General features: G+C 58.3%; 18 protein-coding genes and 2 pseudogenes. 13 read left to right on the top strand and 7 right to left on the bottom strand.

Going from position 1 to position 18082, the window contains the following annotated elements; translation table 11 throughout:
• Window positions 1-14: 14 nt before the first annotated feature.
• Window positions 15-1043, bottom strand: coding sequence for a PIG-L deacetylase family protein (locus tag MUN84_RS17270; protein ID WP_244695246.1), 1029 nt, complete (start codon window positions 1041-1043; stop codon window positions 15-17).
• Window positions 1040-1351, bottom strand: coding sequence for a PIG-L family deacetylase (locus tag MUN84_RS17265; protein WP_244695245.1), 312 nt, complete (start codon window positions 1349-1351; stop codon window positions 1040-1042). Before MUN84_RS17265 ends, MUN84_RS17270 begins: the two co-directional genes overlap by 4 nt.
• Window positions 1352-1946: 595 nt before the next feature.
• Here MUN84_RS17265 and MUN84_RS17260 point away from each other — a divergent pair.
• Window positions 1947-3614: a S8 family peptidase gene (locus MUN84_RS17260; RefSeq protein ID WP_244695244.1), complete on the top strand. Its 1668-nt coding sequence runs from the start codon at window positions 1947-1949 to the stop codon at window positions 3612-3614.
• Between the two features lie 116 nt (window positions 3615-3730).
• On the opposite strand, the gene MUN84_RS17255 is transcribed toward MUN84_RS17260, so the two are convergent.
• Window positions 3731-3943, bottom strand: a complete 213-nt coding sequence (locus tag MUN84_RS17255; RefSeq protein WP_244695243.1) for a DUF805 domain-containing protein — start codon at window positions 3941-3943, stop codon at window positions 3731-3733.
• 286 nt (window positions 3944-4229) lie between these two features.
• Here MUN84_RS17255 and MUN84_RS17250 point away from each other — a divergent pair, with 286 nt between their 5' ends.
• The 4 genes from MUN84_RS17250 (at window position 4230) to MUN84_RS17235 (ending at window position 8189) form a co-directional block, all read left to right on the top strand.
• Window positions 4230-5195: a YitT family protein gene (locus MUN84_RS17250; protein ID WP_244695242.1), complete on the top strand. Its 966-nt coding sequence runs from the start codon at window positions 4230-4232 to the stop codon at window positions 5193-5195.
• Between the two features lie 311 nt (window positions 5196-5506).
• Complete coding sequence (locus MUN84_RS17245) at window positions 5507-6340, top strand: MOSC domain-containing protein (protein WP_244695241.1); 834 nt, start codon at window positions 5507-5509, stop codon at window positions 6338-6340.
• A gap of 273 nt (window positions 6341-6613) precedes the next feature.
• Window positions 6614-7288, top strand: a complete 675-nt coding sequence (locus MUN84_RS17240) for a DUF547 domain-containing protein (protein WP_244695240.1) — start codon at window positions 6614-6616, stop codon at window positions 7286-7288.
• Window positions 7289-7703: 415 nt separating this feature from the next.
• Complete coding sequence (locus tag MUN84_RS17235; RefSeq protein WP_244695239.1) at window positions 7704-8189, top strand: DUF2461 domain-containing protein; 486 nt, start codon at window positions 7704-7706, stop codon at window positions 8187-8189.
• A 227-nt stretch (window positions 8190-8416) separates the two neighbouring features.
• Here the strand turns inward: MUN84_RS17235 and MUN84_RS17230 are convergent, their stop codons facing one another.
• Complete coding sequence (locus tag MUN84_RS17230) at window positions 8417-9040, bottom strand: deoxynucleoside kinase (RefSeq protein WP_244695238.1); 624 nt, start codon at window positions 9038-9040, stop codon at window positions 8417-8419.
• A gap of 130 nt (window positions 9041-9170) precedes the next feature.
• Here MUN84_RS17230 and MUN84_RS17225 point away from each other — a divergent pair, with 130 nt between their 5' ends.
• A complete protein-coding gene (locus tag MUN84_RS17225; RefSeq protein WP_244695237.1) occupies window positions 9171-9638 on the top strand; it encodes a hypothetical protein in 468 nt (155 codons plus the stop codon).
• A 165-nt stretch (window positions 9639-9803) separates the two neighbouring features.
• Here MUN84_RS17225 and MUN84_RS17220 read toward each other — a convergent pair whose 3' ends face one another.
• Window positions 9804-10331, bottom strand: coding sequence for a DUF6565 domain-containing protein (locus MUN84_RS17220; protein ID WP_244695236.1), 528 nt, complete (start codon window positions 10329-10331; stop codon window positions 9804-9806).
• Window positions 10332-10633: 302 nt separating this feature from the next.
• Between MUN84_RS17220 and MUN84_RS17215 the strand changes: the two genes are divergently transcribed.
• Both MUN84_RS17215 and MUN84_RS17210 read left to right on the top strand, forming a co-directional pair.
• On the top strand, window positions 10634-11149 hold the full coding sequence (locus tag MUN84_RS17215; RefSeq protein ID WP_244695235.1) for a GNAT family N-acetyltransferase: 516 nt from the start codon (window positions 10634-10636) through the stop codon (window positions 11147-11149).
• 177 nt (window positions 11150-11326) lie between these two features.
• Entirely contained in the window at window positions 11327-11614 is a 288-nt protein-coding gene (locus MUN84_RS17210; protein WP_262920561.1) for a CDGSH iron-sulfur domain-containing protein, read from the top strand.
• A gap of 91 nt (window positions 11615-11705) precedes the next feature.
• On the opposite strand, the pseudogene MUN84_RS17205 reads toward MUN84_RS17210, so the two are convergent.
• A pseudogene (locus tag MUN84_RS17205) lies at window positions 11706-11956 on the bottom strand (acyl-CoA-binding protein).
• A gap of 160 nt (window positions 11957-12116) precedes the next feature.
• Between MUN84_RS17205 and MUN84_RS17200 the strand changes: the two are divergent.
• Window positions 12117-13415: a metal-dependent hydrolase family protein gene (locus tag MUN84_RS17200; protein WP_244695234.1), complete on the top strand. Its 1299-nt coding sequence runs from the start codon at window positions 12117-12119 to the stop codon at window positions 13413-13415.
• 118 nt (window positions 13416-13533) lie between these two features.
• Window positions 13534-14061: a CinA family protein gene (locus MUN84_RS17195; protein WP_244695233.1), complete on the top strand. Its 528-nt coding sequence runs from the start codon at window positions 13534-13536 to the stop codon at window positions 14059-14061.
• A gap of 190 nt (window positions 14062-14251) precedes the next feature.
• Here the strand turns inward: MUN84_RS17195 and MUN84_RS17190 are convergent, their stop codons facing one another.
• Complete coding sequence (locus MUN84_RS17190; protein WP_244695232.1) at window positions 14252-15292, bottom strand: hypothetical protein; 1041 nt, start codon at window positions 15290-15292, stop codon at window positions 14252-14254.
• A gap of 258 nt (window positions 15293-15550) precedes the next feature.
• On the opposite strand from MUN84_RS17190, the gene MUN84_RS17185 reads away from it, so the two are divergent.
• From MUN84_RS17185 to MUN84_RS17170, 3 genes and pseudogenes are all read left to right on the top strand, one after another.
• Window positions 15551-16471, top strand: a complete 921-nt coding sequence (locus MUN84_RS17185) for a zinc dependent phospholipase C family protein (RefSeq protein ID WP_244695231.1) — start codon at window positions 15551-15553, stop codon at window positions 16469-16471.
• Window positions 16468-16794 carry a hypothetical protein gene (locus MUN84_RS17180; protein ID WP_244695230.1) on the top strand — a complete coding sequence of 109 codons (327 nt, stop codon included), beginning with the start codon at window positions 16468-16470 and terminating at the stop codon, window positions 16792-16794. The genes MUN84_RS17185 and MUN84_RS17180 overlap by 4 nt, the downstream gene beginning before the upstream one ends.
• 350 nt (window positions 16795-17144) lie before the next feature.
• Window positions 17145-18049 (top strand): annotated as a pseudogene (locus MUN84_RS17170) (manganese catalase family protein).
• The last annotated feature ends 33 nt before the right edge of the window (window positions 18050-18082 follow it).

Genomic DNA, 18082 nt, shown 5'->3' with positions numbered 1-18082 from the left:
GGTTAAGGGCAGGGTCAGGGGAGAGATAAAACTGCATTAGCAGCTATGCTCTTGTTCACCGTCGTATCTGCTTCACCAAGATTCAACGGTTCTTTTTGTTTCTCCGGCCAGCTCAGAAAAAGCAGCTTAACTTCTTGCCCCGAGCGGTTTACTACGTCAAGCTTAACAGGTACTGTATTACTCCCTGCGGCCACCGAGGGCGCTTGAGTTGTAGCTTCTATATAAATACCTGCACACGCTTGAATCAGCTTCTCAACCTGTTCTGTCTTTTCTATTGCCCAAAAATTCTTCTGGGAAAGATTGGGTAGATTCTCGTTTTTAGGTGCGTTTAGCAGAATCATAGGCTGTAGCAACTCCCGCACCTTCAGCAGCCCTGCTACGCTGGCGCTGGGGTTGTTGGGGTCGTACTTCCGAATTACCTCGTCTATCAGCTTTCCCACAGCCGCGCCGCCGGGCACCCGGTTCCAGCTCAGGTCAATGTCTTCGAAGGGGTCGGACTTGGGCTTGTCGCCCTTCACGTATTGCAGGTACTCCAGGGCCTCGCCGCGCTGAGCGGCCGAGCCGAAGCCCTGGCTTTTGTGCTGGGAGCGGCTGCGGGCAGCAATTTCACCGTAGCTCTGGCCTAGCAGGGGGTTGTAGGCACCGGCATCCACTTTCAGGTAGCCGCTCATGTCCTCACCCTGCTTCACGAAGAAGGAGCCGGTGTTCCAGAACAGGCGCTTGGGTTGCCAGGGCTGCACGTATTTTAGCTGCTCAGGGAAACGCTTGGGGTCCCCGGCGGCATCGAAGGCTTCGGCGGCCAGGATGGCGGAGGCGGTGTGATGACCGTGGCCGGCGCGGCTGTCGGGCGGGAAGCGGGTGATGAGCACATCGGGCCGGCGCTGCCGAATCACCCACACCATGTCGGACAGCACCTGCTCCTTGTCCCAGATGGTGAAGGTTTCAGCGGGGGTTTTGCTGAAGCCGAAGTCGTTGGCGCGGGTGAAGAACTGCCTACCCCCATCAATGCGCCGGGCAGCTAGCAATTCTTGGGTGCGTATCACGCCGAGCTGCTCGCGCAGTTCCGGACCGATGAGGTTCTGGCCCCGTCGCCGCGGGTGCAGCTGAGGTAGCCGGTTTCCAGTAGGCGGCCGTTGGCCATGTAAGCAATGAGGCGGGTATTTTCGTCGTCGGGGTGGGCGGCAATGTAGAGCACCGAGCCCAACACGTTCAGTTTCTTGAGGCCCAGCAGAATCTCGGAGGAAGAATACGTTTTGGGTGCCTGGGCCTGGGCGGTGAAGGAGTAAATGAGTGCATGAGTGAGCAAGGCCAGCAAAGCGGCACGGAGGGGGCGCAAGGAGCGAATACGCATACGGAGGGGCAACTTGAGAGCGTGAAGATAACCGCACGCCCGGCACACTGTTCGGATAAGCGGCAAGGAGGGTAGAAAAAGCCCCGATCAGAACCCTTTATTTCATCAACACCCAGCGAATCAAGACTGCTGACATCACAACCCTAGATCCTCTACCCGAAGATTATTTGCACAGACTAAGCAGCAGATGATGCACCACGAGTAAACGCTACCAAAACGTAAGGCCATTACGCAATAAGATCGTCCTGCAAAGGCAGCGCCGAAGCTTCCCACGTGCTGACATAGGGGAATAACTCAACGTGTTCGAGCGAGCTGCTTTCCTTCCCTCGGCATGACCCGTTTGTGCTTCCATCAATAGCCAGCCTGTTTACCTGGTCCAGGGCTTTAGCGCAATAACGAAGGCCAAATGCAGCTCTGCGCCTGAGGCCTAATAGCGGCCTAATGCAGCTGCTAGGCGCAATGCGGGTCTGTAAAGGGCTGACCGGAGCTAGCACGGATACCGGAATGAGAACGTTCGGGCTACCCTATAGCAGTGACGTTAGAATAAATTACCCCCGGCCCGATCCTTGCGTACACTCTGCTTTCCATTCTGCTTTTGAGCTTTCCTTACATGGCGTTTCCTTCTCCTTCCCGGCTGCGGTTGCTGGGCCTTTCGTTTTTGCTTCCCGCCCTAGTTTCGGCCCAGACTACTCCACCGGCCTCATCAGCGCCTGCTACCTCCCCGGCCGCGGTGGCCGCACCCCAGTGGCACTTACTCGACCCGGAGCAGGACGGGGGCGTGATGGGCATTAGTGCCCGCCGGGCCTACACGGAGCTGCTGCAAGGCAAGGCCTCTACCCCAGTGCTTGTGGCCGTTATTGATGCCGGCATTGATACAGCCCATGTGGACCTAAAGCGCGTGCTTTGGCACAACCGCAAGGAAATTGCCGGCAATGGCCAGGATGATGATAAGAACGGCTACGCGGACGACGTGCTGGGCTGGAGCTTCTTGGGTGGGCCCGACGGGCGCAACATTAACGTGGAAACCCTGGAGGAAACGCGCCTGATGGCCAAGCTTCAGCCTCTGTATGCGGGCAAGGTGCGTACGGCAGTGCCAGCGGCCAAACGGGCCGAGTTTGACCTTTACCAGAAGGTAAAGAAGAGCTACGACGCCAAGGTGAAGGAAAACGGCCAGCGCCTGAAGGAGTTCAGTCAGGCGTACACCGAAAATGCTCAGGGTGCCGAAGGCCTCAAGCAGGCCCTGGGCGTGTCGCGCCTCGATACGGCCACCCTGCGCAACCCGCCCACCCAGGATCCGCAGCTGCGTCAGATTACCCGGGGCCTCTACACCAGCCTGCAGCAAGCCGGCTTTGCTTCCCTAGATGATGTGCTGGAAGAAATGAAAAGGGGCCTGAAGGAAACCCAGGACCAGCTCGAGTACGGCCTCAACCTCAAGTACAACCCCCGCCCCATTGTGGGCGACCAGCCCGAGGATACCAAGCAACGCAACTACGGCAACCGCGACGTGCACGGTCCTGACCCCATGCACGGCACCCACGTGGCGGGCATCATTGGGGCCGACCGGGAAAATAGCCTCGGCGTGCTGGGGGTAGCCGCGAACGTGCAGATCATGGCCGTGCGCGCTGTACCCGACGGCGACGAGCGGGACAAGGACGTAGCTAACGCCATCCGTTACGCCGTGGACAATGGGGCCCAAATCATCAACATGAGCTTTGGTAAGTACTACTCGCCCCAGCGCCCAGCCGTGGAGGAAGCCATCAAATATGCTGCTATCAAGAACGTGCTGCTGGTGCACTCGGCTGGCAACGAAAACGCGGACCTCGACAAAACGCTTCAGTATCCGGCCCCAGTGTACCAGAACGGCCAGCGCATACCCAACATGATTACGGTGGGCGCTTCGGCCCGCACGAATGACGAAAATCTGGTGGCTGACTTCTCCAACTACGGCAAAACCCAGGTCGACGTGTTTGCCCCCGGCAACCAGATCTATGCTACCTTGCCTGGCAGCCGCTACGGCAACCTAAGTGGCACGAGCATGGCCGCACCCGTGGTAGCGGGCATGGCCGCCGTCCTGAAATCGTACTACCCGCAGCTCACGGCCGTGCAGCTCAAGCGCATCATCCTGGATTCAGCGGTGCCCTACCACACCAAGGTCCGCAAGCCAGGCTCCACTACCCTCGTCGACTTCGCGGAGCTTTCCCGCACGGGCGGGTTGGTGAACCTGTACCGCGCCCTCCAACTGGCCCAGCAGCCTACCCCCTAACCGCGCCTGAAATAGTTAAGCCTGTTGTTCAAAAGCCCGGGCCCCGCTGCAACGTCACTTGGCATAGTGACCGTTGTAGCGGGGCCCGGGCTTTTGGATGAACATGTAGCTTACACTCAGGCCACTGGCTGCCACCCAACCTTATGTCCGTGGCGGGTACAGCGGGGGTAGCTGGGTTGTAGCAGCAGCAGCAACAGCAGCACGCCGTTGAGGAAGGGCACGAGTAGTAACAGCGCGTACCAGCCACTATAGCCCACATCGTGCAGGCGGCGCACGGCCAGCACGGCCACCAGGGCTGTAGCAACCAGCCACAGCCCGAGGCCAGCCACACGGGCGGTAACTGCCCGGCCGGTGGTAGCCCGTAGGCCAGCACCAGCGGCAACAAAGCCGGTGCTATTTCAAATGCAAATTCCCTACGCCCCTGCCGTCCCCACAACACCGGATACTCCTGCAGCAATGCCATCGAATAAATCTGTTTCTGCGCCTAAAATGATTGGTATTGTCGCCGTTTCCAAATTCCGGGCCAGCCCAACGGTAGCAGATTAATTCACCCGAATTTTTAACATTCCCCTTCTACCCGGCGTACCCCTACTGTTCACTTTTGCAGTTTTGCCCATGCTACTTCCTCAACTCATGTTCCTGCGCAAGCTTCGCTCGGGCGCTACCGGCGAGCTACCCCGCCGACGGCGGCCGGCCCCAGGAGCCCGCCCCGCCAAGGACCGGCGTTGGTGGCGGCGACAGGTAGGCAATTCGCTGCTGATGGTAGTGGGGGTATTCTCGGCGGGCTTTGGTCTGGAAAGTTTTCTGCTACCGAGCGGCTTCCTGGATGGGGGCGTAACGGGCGTTTCCCTGCTAATCACGCGGGTTTTTGGCTTGCCCTTGCCCGTGCTTATTGTGCTGCTCAACCTGCCATTTGTGCTCATGGCCTGGCGGCAACTCGACCCCGGTGTGGCCATCCGTACCCTGCTCGGCATCCTGGGCCTGGCCTTGGTGCTGGCCGTGGTTCCCTTCCCCATCGTTACCAACGATAAGCTCCTGATTTCGGTGTTCGGCGGGTTCTTCCTGGGGGCGGGCATTGGCCTAGCCATGCGCGGCGGCGGCGTACTAGATGGCACCGAAATTATGGCCATCTACCTGAGCAAGCAGTCCAGCATGAGTGTCGGTGACATCATTTTGGTCTTTAACATTCTCATTTTTGGAGTGGCCGCTTGGGTGTTGTCCATGGAAACAGCGTTGTATTCCATCCTGGCTTACTTGTCAGCGGCCAAAACCATCGACTTCATTATTGACGGCTTGGAGGAATACACGGGCGTTACCATCGTATCGGGCCGCTCCGATGCTATCCGCCGCATGATTACCGAGAAGCTGGGCCGGGGCGCCACGGTCTACAATGGCAAGCGCGGCTTTGGCACCCACGGTCAGCAGCCCAACCCCGTCGATATTGTTTTCACGGTTATCACCCGCCTAGAAGTCTCGAAGCTCAAAGCCGAGGTAGAACAGATTGACCGGCAGGCTTTCATGGTCATGCACAGCGTCCGCGACACCAAAGGCGGCATGATCAAAAAACGCCCACTCCATTAGGTGAAATAGTGAGGTAGTGAAGTGTTGAAGGTGAGAATTGTCATGGCACGGCGACACAACGACGCCATCCTTCCTCTCCTTGTAACTAACCTAATAAACTGACGAGCCCTTACTTCCAACACGGACGTGAGGGCTTGTCACGTTTGGAAGGGTAGCACCGTGGTTAGGAAGGGTGGCGTCGTTGTGTCGCCGTGCTATGACCCGTACAGTGTGGGCGGAAGGCGCCATATGCTTGCCGGTATAGCACCTCACACAATCACGCATTCACCATTTCACTGTCCCACCACCTCACTATTTCCCATCTTTGCAGCATGGCTGCACCCCTTCTTCTCTCCGACCTGTATATCTATCCGGTTAAATCCCTGGGCGGGATTCGCGTTACGGAAGCCGCCGTAGAAGCCCGCGGCTTACGCCACGACCGGCGCTGGCTAATTATTAATGAGCGGAACCAGTTCATGACCCAGCGGCAAACCGCTGCTATGGCGCACCTGAAGGTAGCCCCCGCCTACAACGGCTTTTTGCTCAGCCACCAGGCCCGCCCCGATTTACTCCCCCTCTTCGTTCCCTTCGAAGCCACCCCGGAAAAAACGTTGTTTGCCACCATCTGGGACGATATGGTGTTTGCCTGGCGGGCCCGCCCGGAGTGCGACGAGTGGCTTTCTGAGGCCCTGGGTCAGCCCAGCAAGCTGGTGTATATGTCGGACATGGTGCGGCGCGATGTGGAACCCGAACATAATCCCGAAGGCCAGCTGGTTAGCTTCGCCGATGGCTACCCTTTCCTGCTTATCGGGCAGGAGTCGTTGGGAGAGTTAAACACACGCCTGGCCGAGCCCGTGGGCATGGATCGGTTCCGGCCCAACCTGGTTTTCAGCGGCGGACAGCCTTTCGACGAAGATGCCTGGCACGACTTCCGGGTAGGCGAGGTGCCTTTCCGGGCCGTACGGGGCTGCGGCCGGTGCATCCTAACAACCATTGACCAGCGAACAGCCCGTAAAAACCCGCACGGCGAGCCGCTCCGCACCCTGGCTTCTTACCGCTCGCAGGGTAGCAAAAACAAAGTTCTATTCGGGCAGAATGTTACCGGTCCCGGCCAAGGCACCCTGCGCGTAGGTGACATTATCAGCGTAGACAGCTTTAAAAGCTAAGTCATTTACATACAGACCGTTGCTAAACACATCTGGCAACAGCCGAGCACTGCCTTACTGTTGAGCCCCCGCAGAATGCAAAAAAATTTAAGAAAAGATATAGGTTATTGCCATAATGCTATATATTTGATAATTCAATTGCTTCTTGGTCAAACCATACTTCTTGGAAACAAAAGTGCTTCGCATAGAAGTAGGGTTGGCTAGTAGGCATGTTCCTTCGGCAGAATTTGCCTGCTGATGGCTTATGTTGTTTTTGCGCCCCTATTGCATGCATTGCCCGCTCTGCCCCTGCCCCACCGCTTCCTTCTTCTGTTTCTGTGCTTGCTGTCGCCTTTGTTGCTACGAGCCGAGGACAACAACACTCTGCAACTCCTGCACGAGCCCTGGAGCGAACTGCTGCAACGGCACGTAACCGCCGACGGCCGCCTGAACTACGAAGGACTGATTGAGGACGAGGGCCAGCTGCTGGGGTACCTGGAAAGCTTGCGCAAGGTGAAGCCTGACCCTATTTTCTGGAACTCGAACGACACGAAAGCCTTCTGGCTGAACGTGTACAACGCGGCGGCCACCTCCCTGATAGTGCAATACTACCCCGTAGCCAGCATCAACGACATTCGGGTGAAGATGGTCAGCGGCCTGAAGTCGCCGTGGGAAGTGCCGGTAGTAAACGTGGGTGGCCAGAGCTACTCGCTAAACCAAATTGAACGCCTCATGCTCCGCGACCAGTTTCACGACCCGCGCGTGCATTTTGCCCTGATGTACGGGGCTGCTTCCGGTGCTCCAGTGCAGGCGGAAGCATACGCTGGCTCGCGGCTGACCGCTCAGCTTGATGAGCAAACCCGCCGCTTCATCAATGACCCTACCTTCAACCAGCTGGCCCCCAGCACGCCCAGCTTTCTGGTCTGTTTGAGGCTTATTCCGCGGAGTTCGGGTCGGAAGCGCAGCTAATAGCGTTTGTTAACCGCTACGCCCGCACGCCCCTTTTGCCCACGGCGCAGGTGGAGTTTCAATCCTTTAGCTGGGCCCTGAACGACCGTACTGGCCTAAGCAACACGCAGGCCCTGAATAAGCGCTAGCGCAGCCTGCAGGCTAACCCCGGCAGTTATCGCCCCGTACCGCCTAGCGGTGCGGGGCGTTCTTGTATTTGCCTTACCCGTCTCCTTGGCTTACCTGCTATGAACCTTACCCTTGTTCTGGATTTCCTGCGCAACCTTGCTGCTAACAACAACAAAGCCTGGATGGACGCCCACCGCGCCGACTATCACCGGGCCCGCACCGAGTACAGCTCCTTTGTGGCCACGCTGCTGCGCGACGCGTCCGCCGAGCTGGAGCCCGGCCTCCGGGGCCTCACTCCCCGGACGTCATGTTCCGTATCAACAAAAACGACCGGTTTCAGCAGAGCGACGAGCCGTATAAACGCCACATGGGCGCTGGCTTCAAGCCCGGCGGCCGGCACAGCCCCTGGGCTGGGTATTTTGTGGCCGTGGAGCCCGGCGGCGAGACGTACGTAGGGGCCGGCCGCTGGATGCCGGAGCCCGCCCAGCTGGCCCGCATCCGCCAGGAAATTCACTATAACGCCCCCGCTTTTCATGCGCTACGCCAAGATGCTACGCTACTCAGCCAGTTTCCTGAGGGCTTGGACATGTCGCAGACCCTGAAAACCGCACCCAAGGGCTATGACCGCGCCGACCCGGACATAGAGTGGATACGTCTCAAAAGCTTTTTCGTGTGGCGCTCCTTCCCCGACGCCGAAGTGCGCCGATCCGACTTCCCAGCCCGGGTACTAGCCGCGTGGCAAGCCGCACGGCCTTTTGTCGCCTTTCTCAACGAAGCTATGCGGGAAGAATAAGCGGTGAATCAGTAACCGAATGGCTGAGTGATTGAGTGAGTTGGCCCGGCGAATAAAGCACGGCCATCCGTCCTGACCACCGTGCTACCCCTGAAATACGACAAGCCCTTACCTCCGTGCTGGAGGTAAGGGCTTGTCGTATCATCAGGCTTCGGGCATAAAGCAGGAAGGATGCCTTCGTGCCGCTCGCCTGGGCAGCAAGGGAGACTTCCTTGCTTATTCACTGCTTAAAACAGCCCAAACAGGGTGCTGTTGATTTTTTCGATGATGACGCTTAGGTCCTCGGGCTGGTTGACGTAATCGAGGTTGTTAACGTCCACAATCAGCAGCTTCCCGTGCTTGTACCCACTAATCCACTCCTCGTAGTGCTCGTTCAGGTGCTTGAGGTAGTCAATCTTGATGTTGTTTTCGTAGTCGCGGTTGCGCTTGTCAATCTGGGAAACCAGCTTGGGCAGGTCGGCGCGCAGGTAGAGCAGCAGGTCCGGTGGGTTCACCATGCTGATCATGGAATTGAACAAACTTAGGTAGTTCTGGTAGTCGCGCTCCGTCATCAGGCCCGACTGGTGCAGGTTGGCCGCGAAAATATGGGCGTCCTCGTAAATCGTGCGGTCCTGGATTACTCCTTTGCCGGCCAGCTGCAGTTCCTTGATGCGCTGGGTTTGGTGAAAGCGGCTGTTAAGGAAGTACACCTGCAGGTGAAACGCCCAGCGCGGCATATCATCGTAGAAATCCTTTAGGTAAGGATTGTGGTCCACATCTTCCAGAAATACTTCCCAGTTGAAGTGATGAGCCAATTTATTGGCCAGCGTGGTCTTGCCGGCGCCAATGTTGCCGACGATTGCAATGTGCATGAGCGAAGCGCAGAAAAAAACGGAGCGGTAAAAATAGCGGATGCCAGCCGAACCAAATAGCGAAACATGATCAGGTCGAGTTAATATACTTTTGGGTATACTGCATACTCTTCACCCTACGCTGTTTGTTGTGGCCACGCCTTCGCTACCCCTTGAATTCCTGGGCTCCTTGCCCGATGCCCATGGCCACCCATTGGTAGAGTTTCACCACTCCCCAGCCCACCAGTTGCTGTACGTGCAGTGGTTTGGCAACCTGACGGGCCGCGAGATAATTCGGGTAGCCCGGGACGGGCTGGGCCTGCACGCCCGCCTGCGCTACCCGCTGCTGCTCAATGATAAAAGCCAAGCCACCGGCGACTGGAGCGAGGCCATGGATTGGCTGGAGTACGAATGGCTACCCCAGGCCATGGACACGGGGCTACGGGCCATTGCCTACGTTTTCTCGCCCGAGGTGCACAACCAATTGGTCAGCGTTGACTTTTTTGAGCGGGTTCGCCAGCAGCTACCCATTCAACTTTTCCACAAGTTGCCGGCGGCTTGGGAGTGGCTGGCCCAGGAACACCACTCCCCGGATCCGGCGGTTCCGTCTCTGCCCTAACCGGAAGTCTGAAGCCATTCTTTCCACTGCTTGAAGAGCAGGTAACACCTTTTCTTGTAGTCTAACTACCAAGTTGTTAGGTGCTGGTGTTACCCATGTACACGCACAAGCGCCGCGCCACCCAACGGTAGCGCGGCGCTTGTGCGTGTAAGTAGGCCAACTACGTTACTCCCGGATTACGTCCTTCACGTCGCGGGCTTTTTCCAGCGTACGGAACTCGCCCTGCAAGCTGCGGATGCGCAGGCGCTCCTCCAGGGGCAGTTGCTCCCGGACCTGCTCGTAGCGGGCATTCAGGCGGCTTAGCACGGCGCTGGCGGCGCTCCAATCGGCCTGGGTCCAGTTTCTTTTATCGGAACGCATGTTTTCTACCAGGCGGAAGTACAGGTCAGGCAGCTCCGTAGGGCGGGCCCGGCTGATGTTCACTTCTTCGCCGAGCAAGCGGCGCTGGGCTTCCTGGGCCGTGGCCGGGCGACGGGCGGCGGCATCTAGGCTATCCTGGCGGGTTGCCCACTTCTTATAGCGCGTCTTCTGGATGGTGTACTCGCGCTTGCCCTCCACCGTGAGGCTGTCCACGGCCTTGTCGATGCGGGTGCTCTGGCGGTCAAACTCCTCCGTAATGCGGGGCAGCTCGCGGCGGGCCGTGGTAGCAGCCTGCTCCACCTTGTCGTTGACCCAGTCACTAAACACGCGCAAGTCCTGCTCTACTCCGGAGGTAGTGGAGCTGGCAGACGGTGTTTTTGTGGTTCTGGGGCAGGTTTGGGGGTTTGCTGGGCGAAGGCAGCCGAAGAGGCCAACAGGCCAGCCGCCGTCAGGAGCGCGAAGGAAAACAGGAAAGGCTTCATAGGGCAGGTAGGCGTCGGGGTGGGTGATGAAGTAAAGCGTAAAACGGCCGCGGGCCGGAGTCGTGTACGTGACACACGCAATTTCCGACCCAAAACGAGCGAAACGGGGGTGAGGTTCGGTTTTGCGCCGAATAATGCCGTTTTTTGCCCGCTATGTCCGTCCCCACTGCCGCTCCGCTTCGCATCCAGTCCGCTACGCTAGCTGATATTCCGACGATTATTGGGCTGGCCGAAGCCACCTGGGAGCCGACTTACCGCTTCATCATCTCGCGGGAGCAGATCGACTACATGTACCGCGTGATTTATACGCCCGCCTCCCTGGAGCGGCAAATGACGGAGCAGGGCCACACCTTTTTGCTCGTGTACGTAGACGGGGAAGCCAGTGGGTACGCCTCCTTTTCGGCCCAGCCGGGCGAGGGCTTGTACAAGCTCCATAAAATTTACGTGCTACCCTCGGCCCAAGGCCAGGGTTTGGGCCAGCAGTTGGTACAGGCCGTAGAACAGACCGTGCGCGAGGCCGGCGGGCAAACCCTGGAACTGAACGTCAACCGCCATAATCCCGCCTTGGCCTTCTACGAGCGCCTGGGTTTTCAGCTGCACCGCGAGGAGGACATTGCCATTGGGCCTTACTGGATGAACGACTACGTTATGCGCAAGGAGTTGCGCTAACGGTGCGGTAGACGAGACACCGAAAAGCAGCACATAAAGTATGTGCCATGCTTCGGCAACGCTTAGCACAAGCCCAACACGAGCTTTCCTTAGTGAAAGCAACCACTTCCTCCCACCTACTTGGCCTAGCTCCTCCCTTAATTAACTCACAAATTCACCACTTCACCTTTCCAGCATATGGCTACCAAACTAACCGTACTTAGCAACGGCTCTCTCCGGGTAGAGAGCACTGATTTTGAGCTGGTTGACGCCCAGGGCCAGCCCTACGGCCTCGGCGGCCGGGAACGAATCAGCATCTGCCGGTGCGGGCTCTCCAGCAACAAGCCTTTCTGCGACGGCTCGCACAAGGGTCACTTTGAGCACAACGCCGTAGCCTTTGATTTGCCCACGCCTGGCGGGGCACCGGCCGCACCCGCTCCGGCAGCTCCGGCCACTCCGGATGCTGGCAATCAGCCCCTAGCCTAGCTGCTACTGCCTTTTGGCTACTCCTGACATAAGCAAGGCCCGCTACCAGTGTTGGTAGCGGGCCTTGCTTGCTATAAGGAAACCAGAACGCCTAAAACAGGGAATTCACGAAATCTACGTACTCCTGGCGGGCCTCATCCTGGGATTTGCCGCGTAGGCCAGCCCAGGCGTCGTATTTGGCAATGGCTTTAAAGTCGAAGCCCCGGGCCGGTCGCCGGTTACGTCGCCCTCACTGGCTTGCTTGAAGAGGGCATATAGTTTCAGCAGCGTGGTGTTATCGGGTTTGCTGGGGAGCTGCTGAACGCGCTGCTGGGCAGCTTCGAAGTCGGCGGAGGTAGCCATGACGGAAGGGTAAGATGGTTAAGGAGAGAGGAATAGCTGCCGCCTAAGCCCTAGAGTGGGGCGGGCGGCGACAAAAGATACGGATTGGCCGGCAATTAGGCTGCATGCAGCGTTTTTCTGTATTGTATCTTCCCCTCCTACTTCTTACCTGTCTGCTGTTATGCTACAACGACTACTAGCTGGCCTGAGCCTGGGCGGCGCCTTACTGCTGGCGCCGGCGGCCCTAGCCCAAAAAACCTACCTGCACTGCGGCCGCCTCCTCGACATGCGCCAGGACCGGGCCCAAACCGAAATGACCGTGGTGGTTGAAAACGGCCGGGTACTGGCCGTGGAGCGCGGTTACACTACCCCCGCCACCAGCCGCGACAAAGTAGTGGACCTAAAAAACCGCACCGTGCTACCGGGCCTCATCGACTGCCACGTGCATTTGGAGGGCGAAACCAGCAAGGACAACTACCTCAAGGAATTCACTCAGAATCCTGCCGACGTGGCCTTTGGGGCCCTAGAGCACGCCCGCAAAACCCTGCTGGCGGGTTTCACTACCGTGCGCGACTTGGGCGGCTCGGGCGTCAATCTGGCGTTGCGTAATGCCATCAACCGGGGGCAGGTGGTGGGGCCGCGCATCTTCACGGCGGGCAAGGCCATATCGGGCACGGGCGGCCACATGGACCCAACCAACGGCTACCGCCTGGATTTGATGGGCATGCCTGGCCCCGCCGATGGGGTAGCCAACGGCCCCGACCAGGGCCGGCAGGCCGTGCGGGAACAGTACAAGCGCGGCGCCGACCTTATTAAGATTGCCAGCACCGGTGGCGTGCTCAGCGTAGCCAAAGACGGCTCGGCGCCCCAATTTACCGAGGAGGAAATCAGGGCGGTGGTGCAAACTGCGCGTGATTTGGGGCTGAACGTAGCCTGCCACGCCCACGGCGCGGAGGGCATGAAGCGGGCCATTCGGGCGGGCGTCACCAGCATTGAGCACGGCACCCTAATGGACGACGAAACCATCCAGCTCATGAAAAAGTACGGCACCTGGTACGTGCCCACTATCACGGCCGGCAAATCAGTTGCCGACTCGGCCGCTAAAAACCCGAACTACTACCCCCCACTGGTGACGCCCAAGGCGTTGGCCATCGGGCCCAAGCTCCAGGGCACATTCGGGCGGGCGTACAAAGCCGGGGTAAAAATTGCGTTTGGCACCGATGCCTCCGTGTTCCGGCACGGAGTAAATGCTTTTGAGTTTCGCTACATGGTAGAAGCGGGTATGCCTCCGCTGCAGGCCCTGCGGGCCGCCACCGTAAACGCCGCCGAGCTGCTGGGCCAAACCCCGGCCCTGGGCACCCTGGAGCCGGGCAAGCTGGCCGACGTAGTAGCCGTGGAAGGCGACCCGGTACAGGACATTAATGCCATGCAGCGTGTGCGGTTTGTAATGAAGCAAGGTGTAGTATACCGTCAGGAATAGGGTTATGGCGGCTGGCAAGCCCACTTTGCACGCACTTCGGCGCAAAGCCAGCTAGCTCGGCCATAACATTTAGGCGACTACCTGGCGTACAGAAGGCACTCCGTTCCTTAATCTCGCTATGAAGCCTTCCGACCTAAATTCCCTTGCGCAGAAATTTCTGCAGTATAAGCTCACCCTCGCTTTTGCGGAAAGCTGCACGGCGGGGCTGCTGGCTTCCGAGTTTGTTAAGGCCTTCGGGAGCAGCGAAGTGCTGCTGGGCTCGGTGGTTACCTACCACCCCATTGCCAAGCAGCGCCTGCTCGGGGTCAAGAAGGAAACGCTGGCCCTCTATACTGCCGAAAGCCAGCAGGTTACCAACGAAATGGTGATGGGCCTGCACAAGCACTTGCCTACGGCCGACGTTTGCGTGGCCGTAACGGGTCTGTGCGGCGGCGGCGCCTCCGAGTCGGAGGACAAGCCGGTGGGTACGATGTACTTCACGGTGCTGCACCAAAACCGCGCTTACGAGCTACGCCAGGAGTTCGAGGGCAACTGTGATAAGGTGCGCCAACTAGCCGCCGACTACATCTTCGACTACCTTAACACCTTACTTGATGAACACGCCCAGCAACATGCCGGCTCCGCCGTTGAAGAGAAAATGAAGTAAGTAAAAGCTGTATCCTCACCTGCACACGAGTCCTGGCGAGGGTGCCCTCACCAGGGCTCGTTTGCTCGAAGCCTGCTAACATGACAAGCCCTTACTTCTGTGCTGGAGGTAAGGGCTTGTCACATTGAGAGGGGTAGCACGTTGACCGAGACGAATGGCGGCGCCGTTCTTCCTCATCATGACACTTCACTCATTGTTTCACCGCTCGGTTGCGGCCTAGCATGAGCAGCAGGTTCAGGCGTACTAGGTCGCCCATGGTGCGGCAGGCGCTAAACTCCTCGGTGTGGTGGTGCTGGTTGAGCTGGGCTTTGAGCTGGTTGACTTTTTCCGGCGGCGACACCTCATCCCGGCGCAGGCAATCCATCAGATCTTTCAGGCGGTAGCGCTCGGAGCGGGCGCGCCGGGCCATGAGGGTGCGCTCCTCCGTTTGGTACTGCCGGATGGTTTCGGCAGTCAGCAGCTGGCTACACAGCAGCACCACGGCGCGGTTATCCTTGAAAAACTGCGGTAGGTACATGTTCTTCTTGCCCTCGTAGCACTGCTGGTCGAAGTCGATGGCCCGGACGCGGTACTGCTCATCCTCGAAGTCGGGCGTTACGTCGATGACGTAGTTGTAGGCGCGCATATCCCCGAGCAGGCGGGCAAAGCACCGCTCATTAAACTTGACGAACTCCTTAGCAATGCGCACCTGGTTGAGGTGAGGCCGCTGCAGATGGTCCCGGATAAAGTCGTCGCCGGGAATCCCGGCAATGTGCTCTTCAATCAGGGTAGCGCCGTGCACGAGGTAGTTCATGCTATTGGGCGAGAGTAGGTGTTCCAACTCCAGGCCGTACACGCGGGAAGCATCGGCCCGCTTCACGTAGAAATAGTCGTAGTTGTCGTTGAGCTGATTGACGATGCGCACCCGAAACGGATTGGAGTTACCGAAGCGGCAGTAATCAATCCGGTCAGCCAGCAGGTGGTCAGTGAAGGACAGGTCGCCGGCCGTTTTGAGCAGGGCGTATACCTGCGTAAGGCCTTCTCCCAACTCCCGCAGGGCCTGAGGCTCGTAGAACACAGTTTCCCAGAGCGTATCGCGGCCTTGCCGGTCCAGCAGCGGAAAGCTCCCGCTGATGCGCGTCAGGTCCAGGTACGTGACGGGCAGGTGGGTTTCCCGGTCGTACTGGTGGAGGTAGCGGCGCAGCGGCTCGGCAATGGCGTAGGTAATCTTCTTTTTGGAAATCAGAGTCACGCGGGCAAACGAACAAGTGAGAGTTGGCAGCACAAGCTACGCTTTAGCCAGCGTACGCGCGGGCCCTTGCCTTGGCTGTTCCTACCGCTTTTCCTACGGGTGCGCCGGGTTGCCAAGGGTTCCGCGGCCACCAGAAAAGGTTACCGCCAGCCGAGTTACTGCAGACGCCTGGCGCGCAGAACTTCCAGGCAAAAATCAGCACATCAAGTGCTTCCGTTGTAACTTTGCTGGTGGTTACCCTTGCCGCGCACTGCCGTTATGAAAAAACTTCTACTCACTCTTTTTGTCGTGCTGTTGTGCCCTATTCTGTCCCCGGGCTGGGGCTTTTTCGGTCACCGCACCATCACGCAGATTTCGGTGTACGCGCTGCCCTCGGCCATGCGCGGCTTCTACTACCGCAACCTGCCCCAGTTGATTCGGCTGAGCACAGCCGCCGACGAGCGGAGCAGCCAAGACCCACTGGAAGCTAGCAAGCACTTCATCCGCATGGACCACTACGGCGACGACCCGTTTGGGGTCATGCCCAAGGCTTGGGACAAGGCCGAGGCCAAGTACACGGCCGATACCCTGCGCAAATACGGCACCCTGCCCTGGGCCGTGCTGGAAACCAAAGCCAAGCTAACGGAAGCCTTCCGCCAGCGCGATACTACCGCCATCATCGCCCTTTCCGCCGACCTGGGCCACTACGTAGCCGATGCCTACGTGCCCCTGAATATGACGCTTAACTACAATGGGCAGCTCTCAAAGCAGGAGGGCATTCATGCCTTGTGGGACAGCAAGCTGCCCGAGCGCCACATTGCCAAGTACAAGCTCGACAGCGAATCAGGGCACTACTCCAAGGACGCGCTGAAGGAGGTGTGGCAAGCCGTACAGGATTCCTATGGCTTTCTGGGAGATACCTTCGATAAGGAGGAAGAAATTACCCGCAAGTACACGCCCGAAACCAAGTATATCTTCAGCCACAAGTACGGCAAAACCCGCCGCTCTTATTCCGATGCCTTTGCCGACTCTTACCACGAAAAAGTAGGCGGCCAGGTGGCTTACCGCCTCAAGTTGGCCCCTACCATGGTGGCATCTATGTGGATGACGGCCTGGAAAGATGCTGGCAGCCCCGATCTGAACGCCCTGCTGAAGAAAGCCCCAGCAAGGAGGAAAAGGAGAAGCTGGACGAGGAAATGAAGATCTGGAAGGATAACGGGCTGGTAGATCAGCAGATGCTGCTGGCGTTGCAGAAGTTCAAAGAAGCCGAGCGGCCCGATATGATTAACGCGGCCAAAGACATGCAGGCCCTCCCACCCGACGCGGAGGCCTCACCGGTAGTAAATCCGGCGCCGGTAGCGGGGGCCCCTGCCCTACCCGCCGGCACAACCAAAGTTAAAACCAAGAGCAAGCCGGTAGCCGCTCCCGCCCAAAAGGAGAAGGTGAAAGCCGAGAAGCCAGCCAAGCAAAAGAAAAAACCAGCCGACGACGGTTGGGGCTCCCCGGCGGGCTCAGGCTGGTAACCTCCTCAGCAGAAAGCGCAATTAGACAAGTGCGGCCAGCTCCTCAGCTGGCCGCACTTTTTTTGTAGGTCCGATAAGCCGAAGTTGACGTTACTTGTTTGACGGATAGCGCCTTACAATTTCCACGCCTGCACTAAGCGGCCTTGAGCAAGGGTAGTCGTGGCAGTCTATCTATCTGAATTTGGTGCTATAAATCATGCTACTGGCTTGACACAACTGTTTTATTATCAACTAGATATAAGCGAATAACTTTCGGGGATTGTGCTAACTCCAGCAGGAAAACATCGTTAGTAAAAGAGTCGGCGACAAACTGACGGATTAGTTGTCCTCCAACCAAACCACAACTTGCTATGATCTTGCGCTATGATCGGCTGGCCGTTGAGCTACCCAAACCGAAGAATCCCTCTCCCAACGATGCCGCCGCCATTCAGGAACTGCTGGGCGGTAAGTACGGGGAGATGTCGACCCTGATGAACTACACGTTTCAGTCGTTCAATTTCCGGGCCGAAACCGGTTGCGGCCGTTCTATGACCTGACGTGCAGCATTGCCGCCGAGGAATATAGCCACATCGAGGCCCTTTCCTACGCCATCAACCTGCTGCTAACCGGCCAAACAGTACGCGGTAAGGACCCAGTGCCGGCACCGCTAGCCGACGCCAAGGATGCGCGCAATAGCTACCATTTCCTGACCAGCGCCCAATCGGCCCTGCCCGTCGACTCCATGGGTAACCCCTGGACGGGTCAGAACGTGCACGCCAGCGGCAACTTGAAACTGGATTTGCTGCACAACTTTTTCCTGGAATGCGGGGCCCGCGCTAACAAAATGCGGGTGTACGAAATGGTGTTGGACCCTTGTGCCCGCGCCGTGGTAGGCTACCTGCTGGTGCGCGGTGGCGTACACGTAGTAGCCTATGCCAAAGCCCTGGAAAAGCTAACGGGTGTGGAAGTTAGCAAGCTGGTACCGGTACCGGAACTTAGCAACGATGCCTTCCCTGAAGCCAAGAAACTGCAGGATCAGCAGAAGCTTCACCTGAAGTTATACACCTTCAGCCCCGACGACTACAAGACAGCGGGCGTTATCTGGGACGGCAAGCACCCTGAGGATGGCCAGCCCCTGGAGCTGATCCAGGGCGGTTTTGAGGGAGTTCCCTACCCCGTGCTGGAGGAAGAGCCCCAACTCAACTCGCCCGGCGCCGACGATTACGACCCGCAAATGTTTGCTGATATTGCCAAGAAAATGGGCATCAAGCTGTAAAGCAGCTTCGGCCTTCATGACTTTATCCGGCTA

Source organism: Hymenobacter sp. 5516J-16, assembly GCF_022919335.1.
GTDB classification, from domain to species: domain Bacteria; phylum Bacteroidota; class Bacteroidia; order Cytophagales; family Hymenobacteraceae; genus Hymenobacter; species Hymenobacter sublimis.
The sequence above is the reverse complement of the archived record's forward strand: the minus strand, read 5'-3'. Positions and strand labels throughout refer to the sequence as shown.